18 protein-coding genes are annotated in these 16,151 nt (G+C 76.9%); 8 read left to right on the top strand and 10 right to left on the bottom strand.

The window, feature by feature from the left end; genetic code table 11:
- The first annotated feature begins 38 nt into the window (after positions 1-38).
- Together ACIQVD_RS25160 and ACIQVD_RS25155 are read left to right on the top strand one after the other, a co-directional pair.
- Complete coding sequence (locus ACIQVD_RS25160) at positions 39-851, top strand: ABC transporter ATP-binding protein (RefSeq protein WP_100837570.1); 813 nt, start codon at positions 39-41, stop codon at positions 849-851.
- 151 nt (positions 852-1,002) lie between these two features.
- A complete protein-coding gene (locus ACIQVD_RS25155; protein WP_400683919.1) occupies positions 1,003-1,230 on the top strand; it encodes a hypothetical protein in 228 nt (75 codons plus the stop codon).
- Positions 1,231-1,305: 75 nt separating this feature from the next.
- On the opposite strand, the gene ACIQVD_RS25150 is transcribed toward ACIQVD_RS25155, so the two are convergent.
- A complete protein-coding gene (locus tag ACIQVD_RS25150; RefSeq protein WP_402291762.1) occupies positions 1,306-3,822 on the bottom strand; it encodes a YbhN family protein in 2,517 nt (838 codons plus the stop codon).
- Positions 3,823-3,946: 124 nt separating this feature from the next.
- On the opposite strand from ACIQVD_RS25150, the gene ACIQVD_RS25145 reads away from it, so the two are divergent.
- Entirely contained in the window at positions 3,947-4,225 is a 279-nt protein-coding gene (locus ACIQVD_RS25145; RefSeq protein ID WP_400683924.1) for a hypothetical protein, read from the top strand.
- Between the two features lie 73 nt (positions 4,226-4,298).
- Positions 4,299-4,793 carry an NUDIX hydrolase gene (locus tag ACIQVD_RS25140; protein ID WP_111553811.1) on the top strand — a complete coding sequence of 165 codons (495 nt, stop codon included), beginning with the start codon at positions 4,299-4,301 and terminating at the stop codon, positions 4,791-4,793.
- A 50-nt stretch (positions 4,794-4,843) separates the two neighbouring features.
- Here the strand turns inward: ACIQVD_RS25140 and ACIQVD_RS25135 are convergent, their stop codons facing one another.
- The 3 genes from ACIQVD_RS25135 to ACIQVD_RS25125 all read right to left on the bottom strand — a co-directional run bounded on the left by ACIQVD_RS25135 (position 4,844) and on the right by ACIQVD_RS25125 (position 7,096).
- Positions 4,844-5,545 (bottom strand): class I SAM-dependent DNA methyltransferase, encoded by a 702-nt coding sequence (locus tag ACIQVD_RS25135; protein WP_402291761.1) that lies wholly within the window; start codon positions 5,543-5,545, stop codon positions 4,844-4,846.
- 69 nt (positions 5,546-5,614) lie between these two features.
- Entirely contained in the window at positions 5,615-6,316 is a 702-nt protein-coding gene (locus tag ACIQVD_RS25130) for a tyrosine-protein phosphatase (protein ID WP_402291760.1), read from the bottom strand.
- 81 nt (positions 6,317-6,397) lie between these two features.
- The gene (locus ACIQVD_RS25125) at positions 6,398-7,096 is read right to left on the bottom strand and encodes a hypothetical protein (protein WP_400683931.1); all 699 of its coding nucleotides are present in this window, start codon (positions 7,094-7,096) and stop codon (positions 6,398-6,400) included.
- Positions 7,097-7,373: 277 nt separating this feature from the next.
- Between ACIQVD_RS25125 and ACIQVD_RS25120 the strand changes: the two genes are divergently transcribed.
- From ACIQVD_RS25120 to ACIQVD_RS25105, 4 genes are all read left to right on the top strand, one after another.
- Positions 7,374-8,180, top strand: coding sequence for an RNA polymerase sigma factor (locus ACIQVD_RS25120; RefSeq protein ID WP_400684206.1), 807 nt, complete (start codon positions 7,374-7,376; stop codon positions 8,178-8,180).
- Entirely contained in the window at positions 8,177-9,076 is a 900-nt protein-coding gene (locus ACIQVD_RS25115) for a hypothetical protein (RefSeq protein ID WP_402291759.1), read from the top strand. The genes ACIQVD_RS25120 and ACIQVD_RS25115 overlap by 4 nt, the downstream gene beginning before the upstream one ends.
- 225 nt (positions 9,077-9,301) lie before the next feature.
- Positions 9,302-9,454 (top strand): hypothetical protein, encoded by a 153-nt coding sequence (locus ACIQVD_RS25110; RefSeq protein ID WP_400683936.1) that lies wholly within the window; start codon positions 9,302-9,304, stop codon positions 9,452-9,454.
- Positions 9,455-9,517: 63 nt separating this feature from the next.
- Positions 9,518-11,143 (top strand): protein kinase, encoded by a 1,626-nt coding sequence (locus ACIQVD_RS25105; protein ID WP_402291758.1) that lies wholly within the window; start codon positions 9,518-9,520, stop codon positions 11,141-11,143.
- A 6-nt stretch (positions 11,144-11,149) separates the two neighbouring features.
- On the opposite strand, the gene ACIQVD_RS25100 is transcribed toward ACIQVD_RS25105, so the two are convergent.
- The 6 genes from ACIQVD_RS25100 to ACIQVD_RS25075 all read right to left on the bottom strand — a co-directional run bounded on the left by ACIQVD_RS25100 (position 11,150) and on the right by ACIQVD_RS25075 (position 16,082).
- Complete coding sequence (locus ACIQVD_RS25100; protein ID WP_400683942.1) at positions 11,150-11,653, bottom strand: potassium channel family protein; 504 nt, start codon at positions 11,651-11,653, stop codon at positions 11,150-11,152.
- Positions 11,650-13,035, bottom strand: coding sequence for a hypothetical protein (locus ACIQVD_RS25095; protein ID WP_402291757.1), 1,386 nt, complete (start codon positions 13,033-13,035; stop codon positions 11,650-11,652). The genes ACIQVD_RS25100 and ACIQVD_RS25095 overlap by 4 nt, the downstream gene beginning before the upstream one ends.
- 163 nt (positions 13,036-13,198) lie before the next feature.
- A complete protein-coding gene (gene tatA, locus ACIQVD_RS25090; protein ID WP_400683947.1) occupies positions 13,199-13,474 on the bottom strand; it encodes a Sec-independent protein translocase subunit TatA in 276 nt (91 codons plus the stop codon).
- Between the two features lie 191 nt (positions 13,475-13,665).
- Entirely contained in the window at positions 13,666-13,989 is a 324-nt protein-coding gene (locus tag ACIQVD_RS25085) for a DUF202 domain-containing protein (RefSeq protein ID WP_402291756.1), read from the bottom strand.
- The gene (locus ACIQVD_RS25080) at positions 13,986-14,351 is read right to left on the bottom strand and encodes a YidH family protein (protein ID WP_400683953.1); all 366 of its coding nucleotides are present in this window, start codon (positions 14,349-14,351) and stop codon (positions 13,986-13,988) included. Before ACIQVD_RS25080 ends, ACIQVD_RS25085 begins: the two co-directional genes overlap by 4 nt.
- 189 nt (positions 14,352-14,540) lie before the next feature.
- Complete coding sequence (locus ACIQVD_RS25075) at positions 14,541-16,082, bottom strand: MFS transporter (RefSeq protein ID WP_402291755.1); 1,542 nt, start codon at positions 16,080-16,082, stop codon at positions 14,541-14,543.
- Positions 16,083-16,151 lie beyond the last annotated feature (69 nt).

Here is a 16,151-nt window from a genome sequence, read left to right as displayed (position 1 = left end):
CCACCCCGTCGTCCCCGTCGTCCCGAACGGAGCCCTTGATGGCCCAGCCCGAGCCGCGCCTGGCCGGCCGCGACCTGACCCTCGCCTACGACAAGCGCACCATCGCCGAGGGCCTGACCGTCGACATCCCCGACCACTCCTTCACCGTGGTGGTCGGCCCGAACGCCTGCGGCAAGTCCACCCTGCTGCGCGCGCTGTCCCGCACGCTCAAGCCGGTCGCCGGGCAGGTGCTGCTGGACGGGCGGTCGATCGCCACGCTGCCCGCCAAGCAGGTCGCCCGGACCCTGGGCCTGCTGCCGCAGTCGTCCATCGCCCCGGACGGCATCACCGTCGCCGAGCTGGTCTCCCGCGGCCGCTACCCGCACCAGGGCGTGCTGCGCCAGTGGTCGACCGAGGACGAGCGGGTGGTGGCCGAGGCGATGGCCGACACCGGCGTCGCCGAACTCGCCGACCGGCCGGTGGACGAGCTCTCCGGCGGCCAGCGCCAGCGGGTCTGGATCGCGATGGCGCTGGCCCAGCAGACCCCGCTGCTGCTGCTCGACGAGCCCACCACCTACCTGGACATCGCGCACCAGATGGAGGTCCTCGACCTGTGCGCCCGCCTGCACCAGGAGCAGGGCCGCACCCTGGTCGCCGTCCTGCACGACCTCAACCAGGCCGCCCGCTACGCCACCCACCTGGTCGCCCTGCGCGACGGCCGGCTGGTGGCGGCCGGCCCGCCGCAGGAGGTGGTCACCGCCGAGCTGGTCGAGGAGGTCTTCCGGCTGCCCTGCCGGGTCATCCCCGACCCGGAGACCGGCACCCCGCTGGTCGTCCCGTCCGCCAAGCGCCGGGCCCCCGCCCAGTCCTGAGGCCGCTCCGCGCCGGGTCCTGAGCCCGCCCGTACGGGTTCCCGCACGGGCCCCCGGCCGGTCGGCGGCCCGGCGGCGGCCCCGGCGGCGGATTCGGGACCCGCCGCCGGAAAGGCTCGGGTTCCCCGGGGTTCGGCCGGATACTGGCGGTATGCGTGTCAATGCGGAGAACCCGGAGTATCCCGAGGACGAGCAGGACGAGCAGTCCCCGACCGTGCTGGAGGCCGCCGACCAGGAACGGGCGGCGGCCGAGCCGGAGGTGGACGACCTGGAGGTGTTGCGGCAGCGGCGCGAGCGGGGCGCGGAGCCCGCGGACGAGGGCGACGCGGTGGAGCAGGTCCGCGAGGTCGCGCTGGAGGACGAGGACTACCGGGAGTAGCGGCCCGCCGCTCCCGTCGGCCGCCGCTGCCCTCGGCCCGCCGCTCCCCTCGCCCCCCGTGCCGCCGGGCTCGGCTCAGATCGCCCGGCGGTGCTTGAGCCAGGCGAAGGCGGCCCAGCCCGGCAGCACCGGCAGCATGAAGGTGAGCAGCCGGAACAGCACGACGGAGGCCATCGCACCGGCGTGGTCGATGTGCCCGGTGAACGTCAGCATGGTGGGCATCAGGGCCTCGACCCCGCCCACGCCGCCCGGCGTCGGGATCACGTTGCCCGCCGCGTTCCCGGCCAGGAAGCTCACCGCGACGGCGTTGAAGGCCGGGTCCTGGCCGACCGCCCGGGTGCAGCAGTACAGGCACAGCACGAAGCACATCGACACCAGCAGCTGCCCGGCCACCCCGGTGGCCAGCCGTCCGGGCTGCTGGGCCAGGTCGAGCAGGCGCGGCAGCACCTCGGCGCGCAGCGGCCGCAGCAGGGTCTGGGCGCGCCGCCGCAGCGAGGGCACCGCGGCGACCGACACCGCGACCACCGCGCCGGCCGCCCCGGCCAGCCAGAGCACCCAGCCGCCGGCCGACGGGGCGGACTCGGCCCCGGGCGGGGCGCCGTCCACGCCGACCAGGGCGCTGAACACGGCGAGCTGGAGCATGTGCAGCACCAGGCCGAACAGCTGGCTGACGCCGATGCTGGACATCGCCTGCGCGGTGGGGATGCCCGCGCACTGCAGGTAGCGGGTGTTCAGGGCGAGGCCGCCGACGCCGCCGGGCGCGACCACCTTCACGAACGAGCCGGCCGTCTGGGCGGCCAGCGTGGCGCGGAACGACAGCTGCTCGGGGACGAAGCCGCTGAACGCGAAGGTCGCCACGGGGTAGCTGGCCGCCGCCCAGAGCGCCGCGCCGGCCAGCCACAGCGGGTCGGACTGGGCGACCAGGGCGATCGGGTTGCCGTCGCTGCCGAACAGGAACTGCAGCAGCGCGTACCCGACCGCGACGCAGGCGGCGACGGTGAGCAGGGTGCGCGGGCGCAGCCGCTCCAGCCGGACGGGCACGGCGGTGGCCTGCGGCATCCGGCGCTGCACCTCGGCGCGCAGGTCGGCGGTCAGGTTCCGGTGCCGGGCCAGCGCGGCCCGGGTGTCGCGGGCCAGCGCGATCGGTTGCAGCAGCGGCAGCGCGGTGCCGACCGGGCCGGGGCCGAGCACCTCGATCGCGGCCCGCACCGCCCGTTCCGGCCCGGCGTGCACGGCCAGCACGGCGAGCAGCCCGGCGACGTCCAGCCGCAGCAGCAGTTCGCTCGCGGCGATCTCGCCGCGGGCCAGCCCGACCAGGTGGACCCTGCCCTCGGCGTCCAGCAGCACGGTGGTCGGGGAGAGCGAACGGTGGGCGATCCGGCGCCGCTGGAGCAGCGCCAACTGCTGCCAGGCGTCGCGTAGTTCGGCGTCGGTGGGGCCGTCGGGGAGGTCGCCGTACGGGTCGTCGGCGGACGGGACGCCGTCGGAGGGGCCGCCGTACCGGACGCCGTCGGACGGGTCGTCGCCGGGCGCGGTCGGCTCGGCGAAGAGTTCGGCGAACGGCCGGGCGTCGATCCGCCGGTAGGCCACCAGGGCGGCGTCCGGGCCGAGTTCGACCACCGCGACGGGCAGCCGGGTGCGGGCCCCGGCGGCGGACGCGGCGTGGCCGAGCAGGGTCTGGTGCTCCAGCCCGGCGCGCAGCGGGCGCAGGCCGAGCGGGCGGGGCGCGGTGCGCAGCCGCAGCGCCAGCCACAGGTGGCCGAGCAGCCCGCTGGCCTGCGCGTACCGGTCGAGCAGGTGGACGTCCAGGTCGGGGCGGCCGTCGTGCTGGGTGACCAGGTAGCGGCCGGTCCCCAGGGTGAGCACGGTGTCCGGGCGGACGCCGGAGCCGGCCAGGGCGGTGGCGATCTGGCCCTCGGTGGGCGAGGCGACCGGCTCGCCGACGGCGTACCGGGCGGCGTGCGCGGTGGTCCAGCCCAGCAGCAGGGCCAGCGCCAGCGACAGCGGGGTGGCGTACCCGGTGATCAGCCCGGACAGCCCGGACAGGCCGAGCGTGACGCCCAGCGCGGTGCGCCAGCGCCGCCGCCCGGCGGTGCCCAGGGCGGTCATGAAGGCCAGCACCGGCGCGAGGTGCCCGTACACCGGGTCGGTGCGGCCGGGGCCGACGGGCAGCGGGTGGGTGAGGGTGGCGAGGTCGCCGACCAGCAGGTCCAGGCCGAGCGAGAGGCCGTAGGCGAGGACGGCGGCCAGCACGGCGTCGGCGACCCGGCGGCCGTCGGCGCGCAGCACCCGGTCGACGGCGAAGCCGAGCGGGACGGTGAGCAGCGCGGCGCCGCACAGCGCGGCGGTGAGCTTGGCGGGCGGCCAGGGCAGCAGGTCGAGGCCGCGGGCCACGTCGCTGTCCAGGCCGAAGACGGAGGACCGGGCGTAGCCGGCCAGCAGCAGCACCAGCAGGATCCAGCAGACCCCGGCGACCAGCCGGATCAGCGCGGCGGGGTGGCGGACGCGGTCCGCGCGCCCGGCCCGCGCCGGGGGCGGGGGTGGGGTCGTCCGGGACTCCTCGGATTCGTCGGCTTGTATCACCGTGGCCACGCGGCATGGTCCCACACCGCTCCGACCCGATCCGGCCGTTCCGCCAAGGGGACCGGTGCGCCCGGGTGTACACGCGTCGATAACGGGCATGTCGGACTGATGGGGGAATGAAGGGAGATCGACGATGACCGAGCGATCGACCGATCGGACGGCGATGCTCCGCCGGGGCGCCCGGGAACTGCTGGAGCAGCGCGGCATGGCCGCCGATCCGGCGCCCCTCGCCCCGCCGCCGCAGGCCGGTGGCGCCCTCGCCGCCCGCACCGGCCCCCACCACGGCGACGAGCCGTTCGGCCACGGCGGCCACCGGGTGCCCGCCGGTGTCGGCCCGGCCGACGGGCCCGCCCCCCACCCCGACCTGCCGGGCCACCGGCACCGCGGCGCGGAACGGCACTCGGCGCACTGAGACGCCCCGGCGGACACCCCGGCGGGGGTGGGAGAGTGGGGCCGCAGATTCACGCCCCCGCCGAAGGAGCGCCATGGCCGACACCCCCGAGTTCGCCTCCCGCGAGGAGTGGCTCGCCTCCCTGCACCGCGTCTACGCCGCCGCGGGCTGCCTGATCACCGACCCCGACGGCCGGGTCCTGATCGTCAAGCCGGGCTACCGCCCCGGCTGGCAGTTCGTCGGCGGCACCGTCGACCTCGGCGAGGACCCGCGGCAGTGCGCGACCCGCGAACTCCACGAGGAGACCGGGCTGCACCGCGAGGCCGGCGACCTGCTGACCGTCGCCTGGACCAACCCGAGCGGCGAACTCGACCACCCCGCCTGCCACTTCCTCTTCGACCTGGGCGTCTTCCCGGCCGACACCCCGATCACCCTCCCGCCGGGCGAACTCGACGCCTACCGCTGGGCCCCCGTCCCCGAGGCGCTCGCCCTGGTCGGCCCGGCCCGCGCCCTGCGCCTCGAAGCGGCCCTCGCCGCCCGTGCGGACGGCCGCACCCGGGTCGTGACCGCCCCGAACTCCGGCTGGTGACGGGCCGCGAGGCCGGGACGCCCCCGCCCGCGCCCCCGCCCGCGCTCCTGCTAGGGCTGCTCGCTCCGCCAGACGTACGCCGCCGAGACCGGCCGGCCGCGGTGGCGCTCCCACGTGGGCTTGAGGGCCGTCCACCGGTCGCCGACCACCTCCTCGCGCATCTCGGCGAGCCGCCAGCCCGCCGCCAGCCCGGCCGTGAGGTGGTCGCTGACCAGGTGGACGTGGGTGGTGATGGCGATCGGGCCGTCCGGGCCGTCGTAGTGGGTGGGCATGCCCGCGGCCATGATGAAGGCGGGGTGCAGGCCGACCAGCACGAACAGGCCGCCGGGACGGACCAGCCGGTGGGCCTCGCGGTAGAGCGGGCCGAGGTCGGGGAGGTGCTCGTCGACGAGGGAGCAGGCGGCCAGGTCGTAGCCGCCGGCGGCCAGGCCGGTCGCGGCGAGGTCGCCCTCGACCAGCCGCCGGTGCGCGCCGCGCTCGCGGGCGCGGGCGAGCATCTCGGGGGTGAGGTCGACCCCGTCCACCGCGCCGACGCCGCGCCCGCGCAGCCAGGCGCCGGTGCGGCCGGTGCCGCAGCCGAGGTCGACGGCGGTGGCGGCGTCGGCCCAGCGCGGGACGGCGAGCGCCGCCAGCACGTCGAGGTCCATCGCGTCCGGCACGGTGCTCTCGTAGCTGTCGACCCACCCGGCGTAGCCGGTGCGGACGTCGACGGTGGGGTAGCCGCGGGTGTCGAACAGCGAGAAGTCCGTCATGCCGGGCAGTATCCTGCGCCGCCCGGCCGCGCCGCGAGCGATTAAGCCGCTGCCCGGCCGGTCCGGGGCTCAGCCCAGCAGCCGGGCCCGGACGGCGGCGACGTCCCCGGCGGGCAGCCACTGCTCGGCGTCGAACTCGGCGAGGACCTCGTGCAGCGCCCGCTCGGGGGTGGTGTCGGCGTCGGCGAGGACGCGGGCGATGCCGGCCTCCTCCTCGGGGCGGTCGAGGAGCGCCCACATCGGCCGCAGGTTGGCGGCGGAGAGCAGGTAGTCCTCGGCGATCGCGGCGGGCGTGGCCCCGGCCAGGGCGAGCAGGACCAGGGCGGCCAGGCCGGTGCGGTCGCGGCCGGCCCCGCAGTGCACCACGACGGCGCCGGGGCGGGCCCGGGCGACGGCGGCGACCAGCTCGGCGACGGCCGGCCGGCAGTGGTCGAGGTAGGGGCGGAACGAGAGCGGGGTGCCGTCCAGGGCGCCGAACCGGGCCCACCAGCCGGGCCCGGCCAGCGCGTCGAGCGGGACGCGGACCAGGTCGACGCCGTCGGGGGCGGGCAGCAGCGGCCGGTACTCGGCGGCGTCGCGCAGGTCGACGACGGTGCGCACGCCGTACTCGAACAGTGCGTGCTGGCCCTCGGCGGTGAGCCGGTCGAGGTTGTCGGCGCGGACCACCGCGCCGGCGCGGGTGCGCCGCCCGTCCCGGGTGGGCAGCAGGCCGAGGTCGCGGACGTTCAGGCAGCCGTCCCAGTCGAGCCGCCGTTCCTCGTGCGCTGCCACCGTCGTCCCCGTCATGTCCGCCCCCCGCGGTTCGTCCCGTGCGCCGCACCGGTGCTCCGGCGCACCGCCACTGACAGGGACTCAGCTCGCACCGGGATGGTTCCCGTCCTCGGGGCGGCGGAACTCCCAGAGCGTCCGGCCGAGCGTGTCGAGCGCCCGGACGGTGTGGAAGCGGGCGTCCCGGACGGAGAGGAAGCCGCGGGCGGCGCCCGCCAGGACGGCCTGCGCGGCCGGGTCGTGCCGACTCCACGCGCCGTGCAACTCCAGCGCACCGCCGGTCAGTTCGGCGCGCTGGATGCGGGCCAGGTGGGCGGCGGCGAGGGCGCCGTTGACGCCGTCGAGCTCGGCCTGGCCCAGGTACCGCTCGCGGTCGTCGGCGGCCAGCCGGCGACGCAGTTCGGGCAGCGCGTAGCCGCGGACGGCGGCCACCGAGTCCTCGACGGCGATCAGCCAGCGCGGCCCGGGCGCCACCTCCCACCAGACCTCGCCGCCGACCGGCAGCAGCTCGCCGATGTGCGAGTGCCAACGCTCCAGCCCGGTGGGGGAGTTGGCGTCGGGACGGATGCTGCGCCGGTCCCAGGCGGCCTTGTCGGTGACGGACAGGTTGACGGTGTACCGGACCCGCCCGTCGCCGACCACCGCGTGCACGCCGAGCACCGCCCAGCGCTCGCGGTCGGGCAGCGAGAAGGAGTGCCGCCAGCCCTGGAAGCCGAGCCCGCGCAGGGCGGGCGCGAAGTGGTCGCGGATCCCCGTCGTGTACAGCTCCTGGGCGGTGCGCATGCCGGTTCCCGGCCTCCTCGTCCACGGGTGGAATCGGGGTGGATTGCCCCGTATTTGCACGGTATGGCGGGCGGGCGGGGGCGGACCGCGGGCGAAGGACAGCGGCCGGCGGGACGAAGGTCGGTCCGGTTCGGGCCCTGCGGCCCGGGACACGGGGCCGGGCTGACGGCCCGTCGGGCCGGTTCGGCCCCGCGCCGGGCGGGCCGGGTTCCGCCACCGGTCCGTCACCGGCCGGGCCGCGCCCCGGCGGTGGGAGCGTTCCCCCGGATGGCGCATGATGTGGCGGGTGCACAGAGCTGAACACCACGGGGCGGACGACGGGGAGCGGCTCGACCGCCCCTCCGGACCGGACCGTCCGCCCGCCCGGCGGGCCGACCTCGCCGCGGCCGTCCGCGCCGCCCAGGCGGGCGACGAGGAGGCGTTCCGGGTCCTGTTCCGGGCCGTCCAGCCGGGGCTGCTGCGCTACCTGCGGGTGCTGGTCGGCGGGCGGGCCGAGGACGCCGAGGACATCGCGTCCGAGGCGTGGCTGCAGATCGCCCGCGACCTGCCGGGCTTCCGCGGCGACGCGGACGGGTTCCGCGGCTGGGCCGCGACGGTGGCCCGCAACCGGGCAATGGACCACCTGCGCCGGGTGCGCCGCCGACCGGTCGCCGACCTGCCGGTGGAGTACCTGGCCGAACTGGCCGCCGCCGAGGACACCGCGGGCCAGGCGATGGCCACCGTCGCCACCTCCGACGCGCTCGCGCTGATCGCCTCGCTGCCGCCCGACCAGGCCGAGGCGGTGCTGCTGCGGGTGGTGCTCGGACTGGACGCGGAGAGCGCCGCGAAGGTGCTCGGCAAGCGCTCCGGCAGCGTCCGGATGGCCGCCCACCGCGGGCTCAAGCGGCTGGCCCGGGTGCTGGAGCAGAGCGGGGGAGCGGCGGCCGGGGTGCCCCGCCGGGCGGCCGGTGGAGCAGCGGGTGGAGTCGCAGGTGGGACGGCAGGTGGGACGACTGCCGGGACGGCCGGGGGAACGGCCGGGGAAAAAGTTTCCGCGCGGGGTGTGACACCGGCGCAGGTGCCGACGCTGAAGGACATGAGATGAGCACCAACCGATCCCGCCGGATCGATCGCGCCGCCGCCGAGCAACTGCTCGGCGGCGCCACGGTCGACCCGGAGGCCGGTCAGGACCCCTCCGCCGGACGGCGGTCCGCGCCCGGACGGCCGGAGCTCGCCGCCCTGCTCGCCGCCGCCGCGACGGGCGGGGCGGCCGGCGACGGCCCGCTGCCCGGCGAGGAGGAGGCCGTGGCCGCGTTCCGGCAGGCTCGTCACCAGTCGGCCCCGACGCAGCACCGGAGACGGAAGATGGCGGACACCGCGCTCGCACGGGCGCTCAGCGCGAAGGCCGTGGCCGTCGCGCTGGGGGTGACCGCCGTGGGCGGCGTCGCGGTCGCGGCCGGACACGGCCGGCTGCCGGAGGCCCTGGGCGGCCCCGCCCCGTCCCCGTCCCCGACGGCCACCGGCACCGCACCCGCGCCCGCGCCGTCCACCCCCGCGCCCGCCACCGCGTCCGGGAGCCCCGGTGCCGAGCGCACCGGCCGGCCGCCGACGGGCACCCCCCGCCCGGGCGGCAGTCCGACCCGGCCCCCCGCGCCGTCCGCCACCGGCCCGGCCGACCTGCCGGACCTGGTGCGGCTGTGCGAGGGCTTCGCCGGGCGGGTCGCGTCCGGCAGCCGGCCCCGGGAGGCGGCCGTCGTCCCGGAGCTGGCCGAGCTGCTGAAGGCGGCCGGCGCCCCGGAGAAGGTGGCCGGCTTCTGCGCGCTGCTCGCCGCGCACGGCTGGGACCAGCCGGGCGGGGAGGGTCGCGGCAGGCCCTCGACCGCCCCGGGCCGGTCGAGCGCCCCGGGCCCGTCCGCCCCGTCCTGGCCGTCGTTCCCGACCGGCCGGTGGGGGCGCACCGGATCCGACCGGCCGTCCGACGGGGGGAGCGGCCAGGACTGACACCGAGACTCCGGACGGACGACGGGCTCCCCCGGGCCCCGTCCGTCCGGGACAGCTCCGACCGGCCGAAGACTCCCCCGGGTCCGCCGCCGGTCGGGGAACCGCTCCGGACGGGCGGCCGGGCTCCCCCGGGTCCACCGTCCGTCCGGAGCCCGGCCCGCCCGTACCGCCCGAACACCCTGGAGCCACGGTGACCCACCGACCGCACCTCCGGGCGAGCTCGCGATGACCTTCCCCCGCACCTCGCCCGCCGCCGAACGCGCCGCCGCCCGCGCCGCCCGCCGCACCCTGGGCAGCGGCCCGCCGCGCGGGGCCCGCGCGCTGCTCGCCGCCGCCCTGGCCGCCCTGACCGCCGCCCTGCTCGTCCAGCGCCCCTGAACCGGCCCCGGCCGGGCCCGCTATGGTTCACGGGTTGCCGGACCGAGGTGGAGGGAACATCCGATGATCGGACGCGCACTGAACGGGCGCTACGAGCTCGGCGAGATCCTCGGCGTCGGGGGCATGGCCACGGTGTACCGCGCCCTGGACCACCAGCTGGGCCGCCCGGTGGCGGTCAAGGTGCTCAACGGCGGCCTGGCCGACGACCCGCGGTTCGCCGAGCGGTTCGCCCGCGAGGCCCGGTCGGCCGCGCTGCTGGCGCACCCGCGGATCGTCACGGTCTTCGACTCCGGCGTCGACCAGGGCTCCCCGTACCTGGTGATGGAGCTGGTGCACGGCGCGACCCTGGGCCGGGTGATCGCCGAGCAGGGCGTCCTGCCGGTGGAGCGCGCCGTGGGCACCGCCGCCGCGGTGCTGGACGCGCTGGCCGCCGCGCACGCCCAGGGCCTGGTGCACCGGGACATCAAGCCCGGCAACATCATGATCACCCGGGACGGCGGGGTGAAGGTCGTCGACTTCGGCATCGCCCGGGCCGGCTCCTCGGCCGGCCAGCAGCTCACCCAGACCGCCTCGGTGCTGGGCACCGCCGCCTACCTCTCCCCGGAACAGGCCACCGCCGGCCAGGTCGACGGCCGCGCCGACCTGTACGCGGTGGGCTGCGTGCTGTACGAGATGCTGGCCGGCACCCCGCCGTTCACCGCCGACACCCCGGTCGCGGTGACCTTCAAGCACGTCACCGAGTACCCGCTCCCGGTCTCCGCGCACCGCCCCGACGTGCCGCCCGCGCTGGACGCCGCGATCCTCCGGCTGCTGGCCAAGCACCCGGACGAGCGCCCCGCCGACGCGCGGTCCGCCGCCGCCGAACTGCTGGCCGCCGTCCCGGCCGGGCCGGTCGACCGGGCCGCCGAGCTGCTCGGCGGCGCGACCCAGGTGCTGCCGCCCGTCCCCGCGACCGCCTTCCCCGCCGCCCCGCCGCCGTTCCCGGCCCCGCCGCAGCAGCCGTACCCGCCGCAGCCGCAGCCGCAGCCGCAGCCGCAGCAGCCGTGGGCCGAGCCGCAGCGCACCTCGGTGCTGCCGCCGGTGGCGGCCCCGCTGCTCTCCCCGTCCCGCTTCGCGGAGGAGGAGCCCGCGCCCCGGCACGGCCGCAACCCGCTGGTGTACGCGGGCATCGGCGCGGCGGTGTTCGTCTGCGTGGCGGGCATCGTCGCGTTCTCGCTCAGCGGCGGCGGCGACCCGGCCCCGGCGGCCGCGTCCACCCCCGCGCCGACGGCCGCCGCCGCCACCACCGCGGCCCCGCCCCCGTCGCGGTCCCCGTCGCCGTCGGCCTCCCCGTCCCCGTCGGCATCCGCGTCCGGGAAGCCCAGCACCTCGCCCAAGCCCTCCACGTCGCCCAAGGGCGGCGCCCTGGTCGGCCAGCTCGCCCAGCTGCGGGCCGACGTGGCGCAGGCCGAGTTCAGCAGGGACCGGGACAAGCAGGACGACCTGACCGGGCTGCTGGACGAGGCGACCCGGGCCGTCAACGACCGGCACCCGTCCGACGCCGAGGACTCCCTCAAGGACGCCCAGAAGCTGGTCCGCGACCTCCAGCGCCACAAGGCCGCGGCGGCCCCGCTGCTGGCGGGCTGGCAGGTCCGGCTCGGCGCCCTGGTCGCCGCGGTGCACGCCCAGGCTTCCCAGCAGGACGACTGACCCGCGCTACTCCTCGTGCCGGGCCCGCCGTACCGCCCGGGTCTTCACCTGCCGGGTCAGCGCGGTCACCCCGGTGGTCAGGAAGACGAAGGTGTACAGCAGTTGGAGCATCACCACGATCCGGGCGGCCTGCCCGGACGGGTGGATGTCGCCGTACCCGACGGTCGCCATGGTGATCACCGTGAAGTACAGCGCGTCGACCTTGGTGATCAGCCCGTCCAGTTCGCCGGGCTGCCGGGACATCCCCAGGTAGGCGGCGGCGAACACCACCAGCGCGCCGCACAGCAGGGTCAGGATCCGCGGCGCCGGGTGCCGGGACCGCCCGAGCACCTGCATCCGCGCCTCGCGCAGCAGCCCGACGCCGAGCACGGCCAGCAGCGTGCCGAACACCGCCCAGCTGACCGCCGCGTGGTGCGGCCCGAACCAGCCCAGCGGCACCGTGAAGTAGGCCGTCAGCAGCAGCACCGGGCCGCCCAGCAGGGCGAGGTACGTCCGGGCCGCCTCCCTCACGCCGGTGCGGCCTTCTCGTCGGCGGGCGGACCGGCCGCCGGTCCGGCCGGTCCCGGCGGTCCCGGCGGTCCGGCGGGCGGCCGGGCCGAGCCGTCGGCGGGGGCGTCGGCGGGTGCGTCCAGGAACTCCAGCACGGCCAGGAAGGCCAGCAGCACCAGCGCCATCCACAGCACCACGGCCGCGGTCGGGTAGCTCCAGGTCAGCAGCACGACGGCGGCGACGACGACCGCCCCCCAGCCCAGCCAGGACTTCCAGCGGTGCGCGAACCGGCCGACCGGGCCCAGCCGCAGGCCGAGCCCCTCGGCGGCCTGCCGCACCGCGCCCAGGCCGGAGCCCCACAGCCGCCGCACCCGGCCGGCCCGCCGCCCGGGCCCGGTCAGCCAGGCGGCCAGCGCGATCACCACGCCCAGCGCCAGCACCATCCGGATGCCCGCCCGCAGGTAGCGCACCAGGGTGTCGTACACCGCCATCGCGGCGGCCTGGTCGACGTCGGCGGGCAGCTTGTCCAGGTAGACCGTCCGGAACACGCTCAGCCCGGCGCCCAGCAGCACCGCCCCGGCGGCCATCCCGAGCGCCGCCCCGACGGTGGCCGGGCGGGGCCGCACCGCGAGCAGGACCCCGCCGACCGCGCACAGCACCGCCAGCACCGGCACCCAGAACCCGGCCAGGTCGAGCACCCGCAGCCCGGTCTGCGCCTTCCGCACCGCGTCCGACTGCACCAGCGTGTAGTCGGTGTGCACCTCCGGGATCTTCGAGGCCAGCCCCAGCCCGTTGGCCACCAGCCGGTCCTTCACCGCGGCGATCACCGGCGCCAGGTCCAGGCTGACGGTGTCGCCCCGCACCTGCACCGCCCCGCCGCCCTGTCCGGTCAGCACCTTGTCGAACGCGGCGTGCGCGTTGCGCAGCACGCCGGTCCAGAGGGTGGCGAAGGCGTCGGACCGCACGAACCGCAGCACCTGGTCGTGGACGAACCCGGTCAGCCCGCTGGTCAGCGCGGGGCCCAGCCGGCCCAGCGCGGCGTCCAGCAGCGGCCGGTCGGCGGGGGCGACGTCGTTCAGCAGGTCGGTGATCGGCAGCTGCTGCATCACCGCGGTGGTCACCCGGTCGGCGAGCGCGTTCTGCACCGACGGGTCGGAGGCCAGCGGCGCCATCGTCGACACGAACCGGCCGGTGTCGGTCACCTGCGACTTGCTCCACGCGGCGACCACCCCGAGCGGGGTGAGCACCGCGGCCAGCACGATCAGCAGCACCGCGAAGAAGGACCGCACCCGGTGGTGCTCCCGCCGGGGCGGCCCCTGCTCCCGGTGCTCCCGGTGCTCCAGGACGGCGATCCGTTCGCGCAGCTCCGCGAGTTCCCGATCGCCCGACGGGTCCGCCGCCATCCGGTGCCTCCCAGGTGATCCGCCGTCAGGTGAATACCAGGAGATACCAGAACAAAACGGTCAGCCACCCGGGTGCGGCGACACGCCGGAGCCCCCGGTCCGTCGGGGCGACGGGCCGGGGGCTCCGGTACGGCGGGCGGGTCGGCCGGGGGCCGACGCGGCGTCAGGCCGTGGTCGACTTCGTGGTCGTCTCGGTCGTCTTGGTGACGACGACCGGCTCGACGGCCGGGCGGACCTGCTCGGCCTGCGAGGCGGCGGTGCCGTTCTGGGCCTCGACGGGGGCGTCGTCCTCGCGCAGGGCCTTGGTCTCGGCCTTCAGGATGCGCATCGACTTGCCGAGACCGCGGGCCATCTCGGGGAGCTTCTTCGAGCCGAACAGCAGGACCAGCACCACCAGGACGATGATGATGTGCCAGGGCTCAAGACCGTTACGGAACATCCCTGACCACCGGTCCTTTCATGGAAGTTCTCGCTGTGACGTCTGGGTCGGACGGAACGCCCGACTCGGCCAGTATGCCTGGCCTTGTCGGCGAACGTATACACCGGTCGGCAAACAGCCGCCGAAAAACAGGTGATCCGAGTCATGTGGTCTGCACCACCCGTCCGGCCCCGGAAACCGCCCCCGGGGCCTCATCTACCCGTGTTCACCAGCACCGACCAGGCGGCCCCGCCCGCCGCCAGCACCACCGTCGCGGTCAGCCCGCGCATCCACCACCGGCCCGCCGAAATGTGCGGATCGTGTTCCACCGCACCGCGCCGCCGCACCCCGTGCGCGTACAGCCCGGCCGCCGCCAGCGCCAACACCCCGCCCAGCGCCGCCAGTCCGGGCGACCCCCGGAGGTAGCCGGTCCGCAGCACCAGCAGCGCGTCCGCGGCCAGCACCAGCGCGGTGCGGCTCCAGGCCAGCAGGGTCCGCTCCGGCTGGAGGCCCGGATCGCGCGGGGCGGCGCTCACCGCGACCAGCCGACGATCAGCACCGAGAACACCGCCGCCGCGAGCGCCACGCACACCGTCAGCACCGGCATGATCCGGGTCGCCGGCAGCGGACCGCCCGCCCGCATCGCCCGTTCCACCCGCACCCACCGCCGGTAGGCCGCCACCCCCAGCCCGGCCCCGCCCACCGCCAGCAGCACCGAGAGCACCACCCGCACCGGCACCGGCGCCAGGTCCGGCGTCAACTGGTCCAGCCCCACCGCCCCCGCGAGCAGCGCCAGCGCCGTCCTGATCCAGGCCAGGAAGGTCCGCTCGTTGGCCAGGGTGAACCGGTAGTCCAGCTCCTCCGGCTGCTCCTCCGGCCCCGCGTCCTCCGCCGCCATACCGCGACCCTAGGCCGAGCGGGAGCGGCACGCACGGACGGACCGGAAGCGCGAGGGGCCGCGCGCGGCGGCGGGTGGACGCCGGTGAGGCCGCGGGAAGGGCAGTGGCCTGCCGTTCCGTCGCGGCCCCGCGGTCCGTTCGGGCCCGCTCGCGCGGTTCCCCGCGCCCGGTCGGGCGCGACCGCGCGCCTACGCGGCGAGCGCCTTCTCCGCCGGCTCCGCGTCCGCCGTGCCGGGCACCGGCAGGTGGCGCATCAGCAGGTGGGCGGCCAGCGCGGCGCCGAGCATCACCAGGACCCCGACCACCGCGGCGACGTGCATGCCGTCGGCGAAGGCGTCGCGGGCGGTGGTCAGCAGCCGGTCGGCGGCGTCGCCGGACAGCCGGGCGGCGCTGGTGACGGCCCCGCCGAGGGTGTCGCGGGCCGCGTCGGGGGCCGCGTCCGCCATCCGGGAGCGGTAGATCGCCGCGCCGACCGCGCCGAGGAGGGCGATGCCGAGCGAGCTGCCGAGCTCCTGGGCGGTCTCGGAGGTGGCGCCGGCCGCGCCGGCCCGGTCGGCGGGGGCGGCGGAGAGCACCATCTCGCCGGTGATGCTGATGGTGCCGACCGAGCCCGCCGCGATCACGCCGGCGGCGACCAGCGGGAGGGCGAGCGAGGAGCCGGGGCCGACCAGGGCCATCGCGACGAACCCGGCGGCGGCGGCCAGGAACCCGGCGACCAGCAGGACGGCCGGCCGCACCCGGCCGGCCAGCGCGCCGAACCCGCCGACGGCCGCGCCGACGCCGACGCTGGGCAGCAGCGCCCAGAGCGAGGCGGCGAGCGGGCTGTAGCCCTTGACCAGCTGGAGGTACTGGGAGGTGAAGAGGGTGAAGCCCATCATGGCGAACATCGCGATGGTGTTGACGGTGATCGCGCCGGTGTAGGTGCGGATCCGGAACAGGGTGACGTCGATCAGCGGGTCCGCGGCCGTCCGCAGCCGGACCACCAGGGCGGCGCCGACCAGCAGCCCGAGGGCCAGCACCAGCGCGGGCCGCGGGCTCCAGCCGTCCACCGCGAGCGTCTTGATCCCGTAGACGACGGGCAGCACGGCGGCCATCGAGAGGGCCACGCCGAGCAGGTCGAAGCGGCCCCGCCGCGGGGCGCGGTACTCGGGGAGCAGCACCGGGGCCAGGACCATCACCAGCAGCATCGCGGGCACCGCGATCAGGAAGGCCGAGCCCCACCAGAAGTGGTCGAGCAGCAGTCCGCCGATCACCGGCCCCAGGGTGGCGCCGGCCATCATCACGCCGCTCCAGGCGCCGATCGCGGCCTGCCGCTGCTTGGGGTCGGGGAACATGTTGCGGATCAGGGCCAGCGTGGAGGGCCCGAAGACCGCCCCCGCGATGCCGAGCAGCGCCCGGGCGGCGATCAGCCGGCCCGCCCCGTCCGACCAGGCGGCGACCAGCGAGGCGGCCGCGAAGGCGGCGGTGCCGCCGATCAGCAGCCTGCGCCGGCCGATCCGGTCGCCCAGCGCGCCCATCGGGATCAGCAGCCCGGCGAGCAGGAACGAGTACATGTCCATGATCCACAGCTGCTGGGTGCCGCTGGGGTGCAGGTCGGTGGCGATGAAGGGGACGGCGAAGAACAGCACGCCCATGTCCATGGCGAGGACCAGGGTCGGGAGCAGCAGGAGGGCCAGGCCCAGCCAGGCGCGGCGGCCGGCGCGGTGGGTGGTGCGGTCGTCGGTGGTCATGACGGCGACTGTACGGACGTCTTGCACGCATGTCTAGTACAACCGTCTAATTCAATCGTTTCAGACGTG

The organism is Kitasatospora sp. NPDC090308 (assembly GCF_044769485.1).
Classification (GTDB): domain Bacteria; phylum Actinomycetota; class Actinomycetes; order Streptomycetales; family Streptomycetaceae; genus Kitasatospora; species Kitasatospora fiedleri.
The sequence above is the reverse complement of the archived record's forward strand: the minus strand, read 5'-3'. Positions and strand labels throughout refer to the sequence as shown.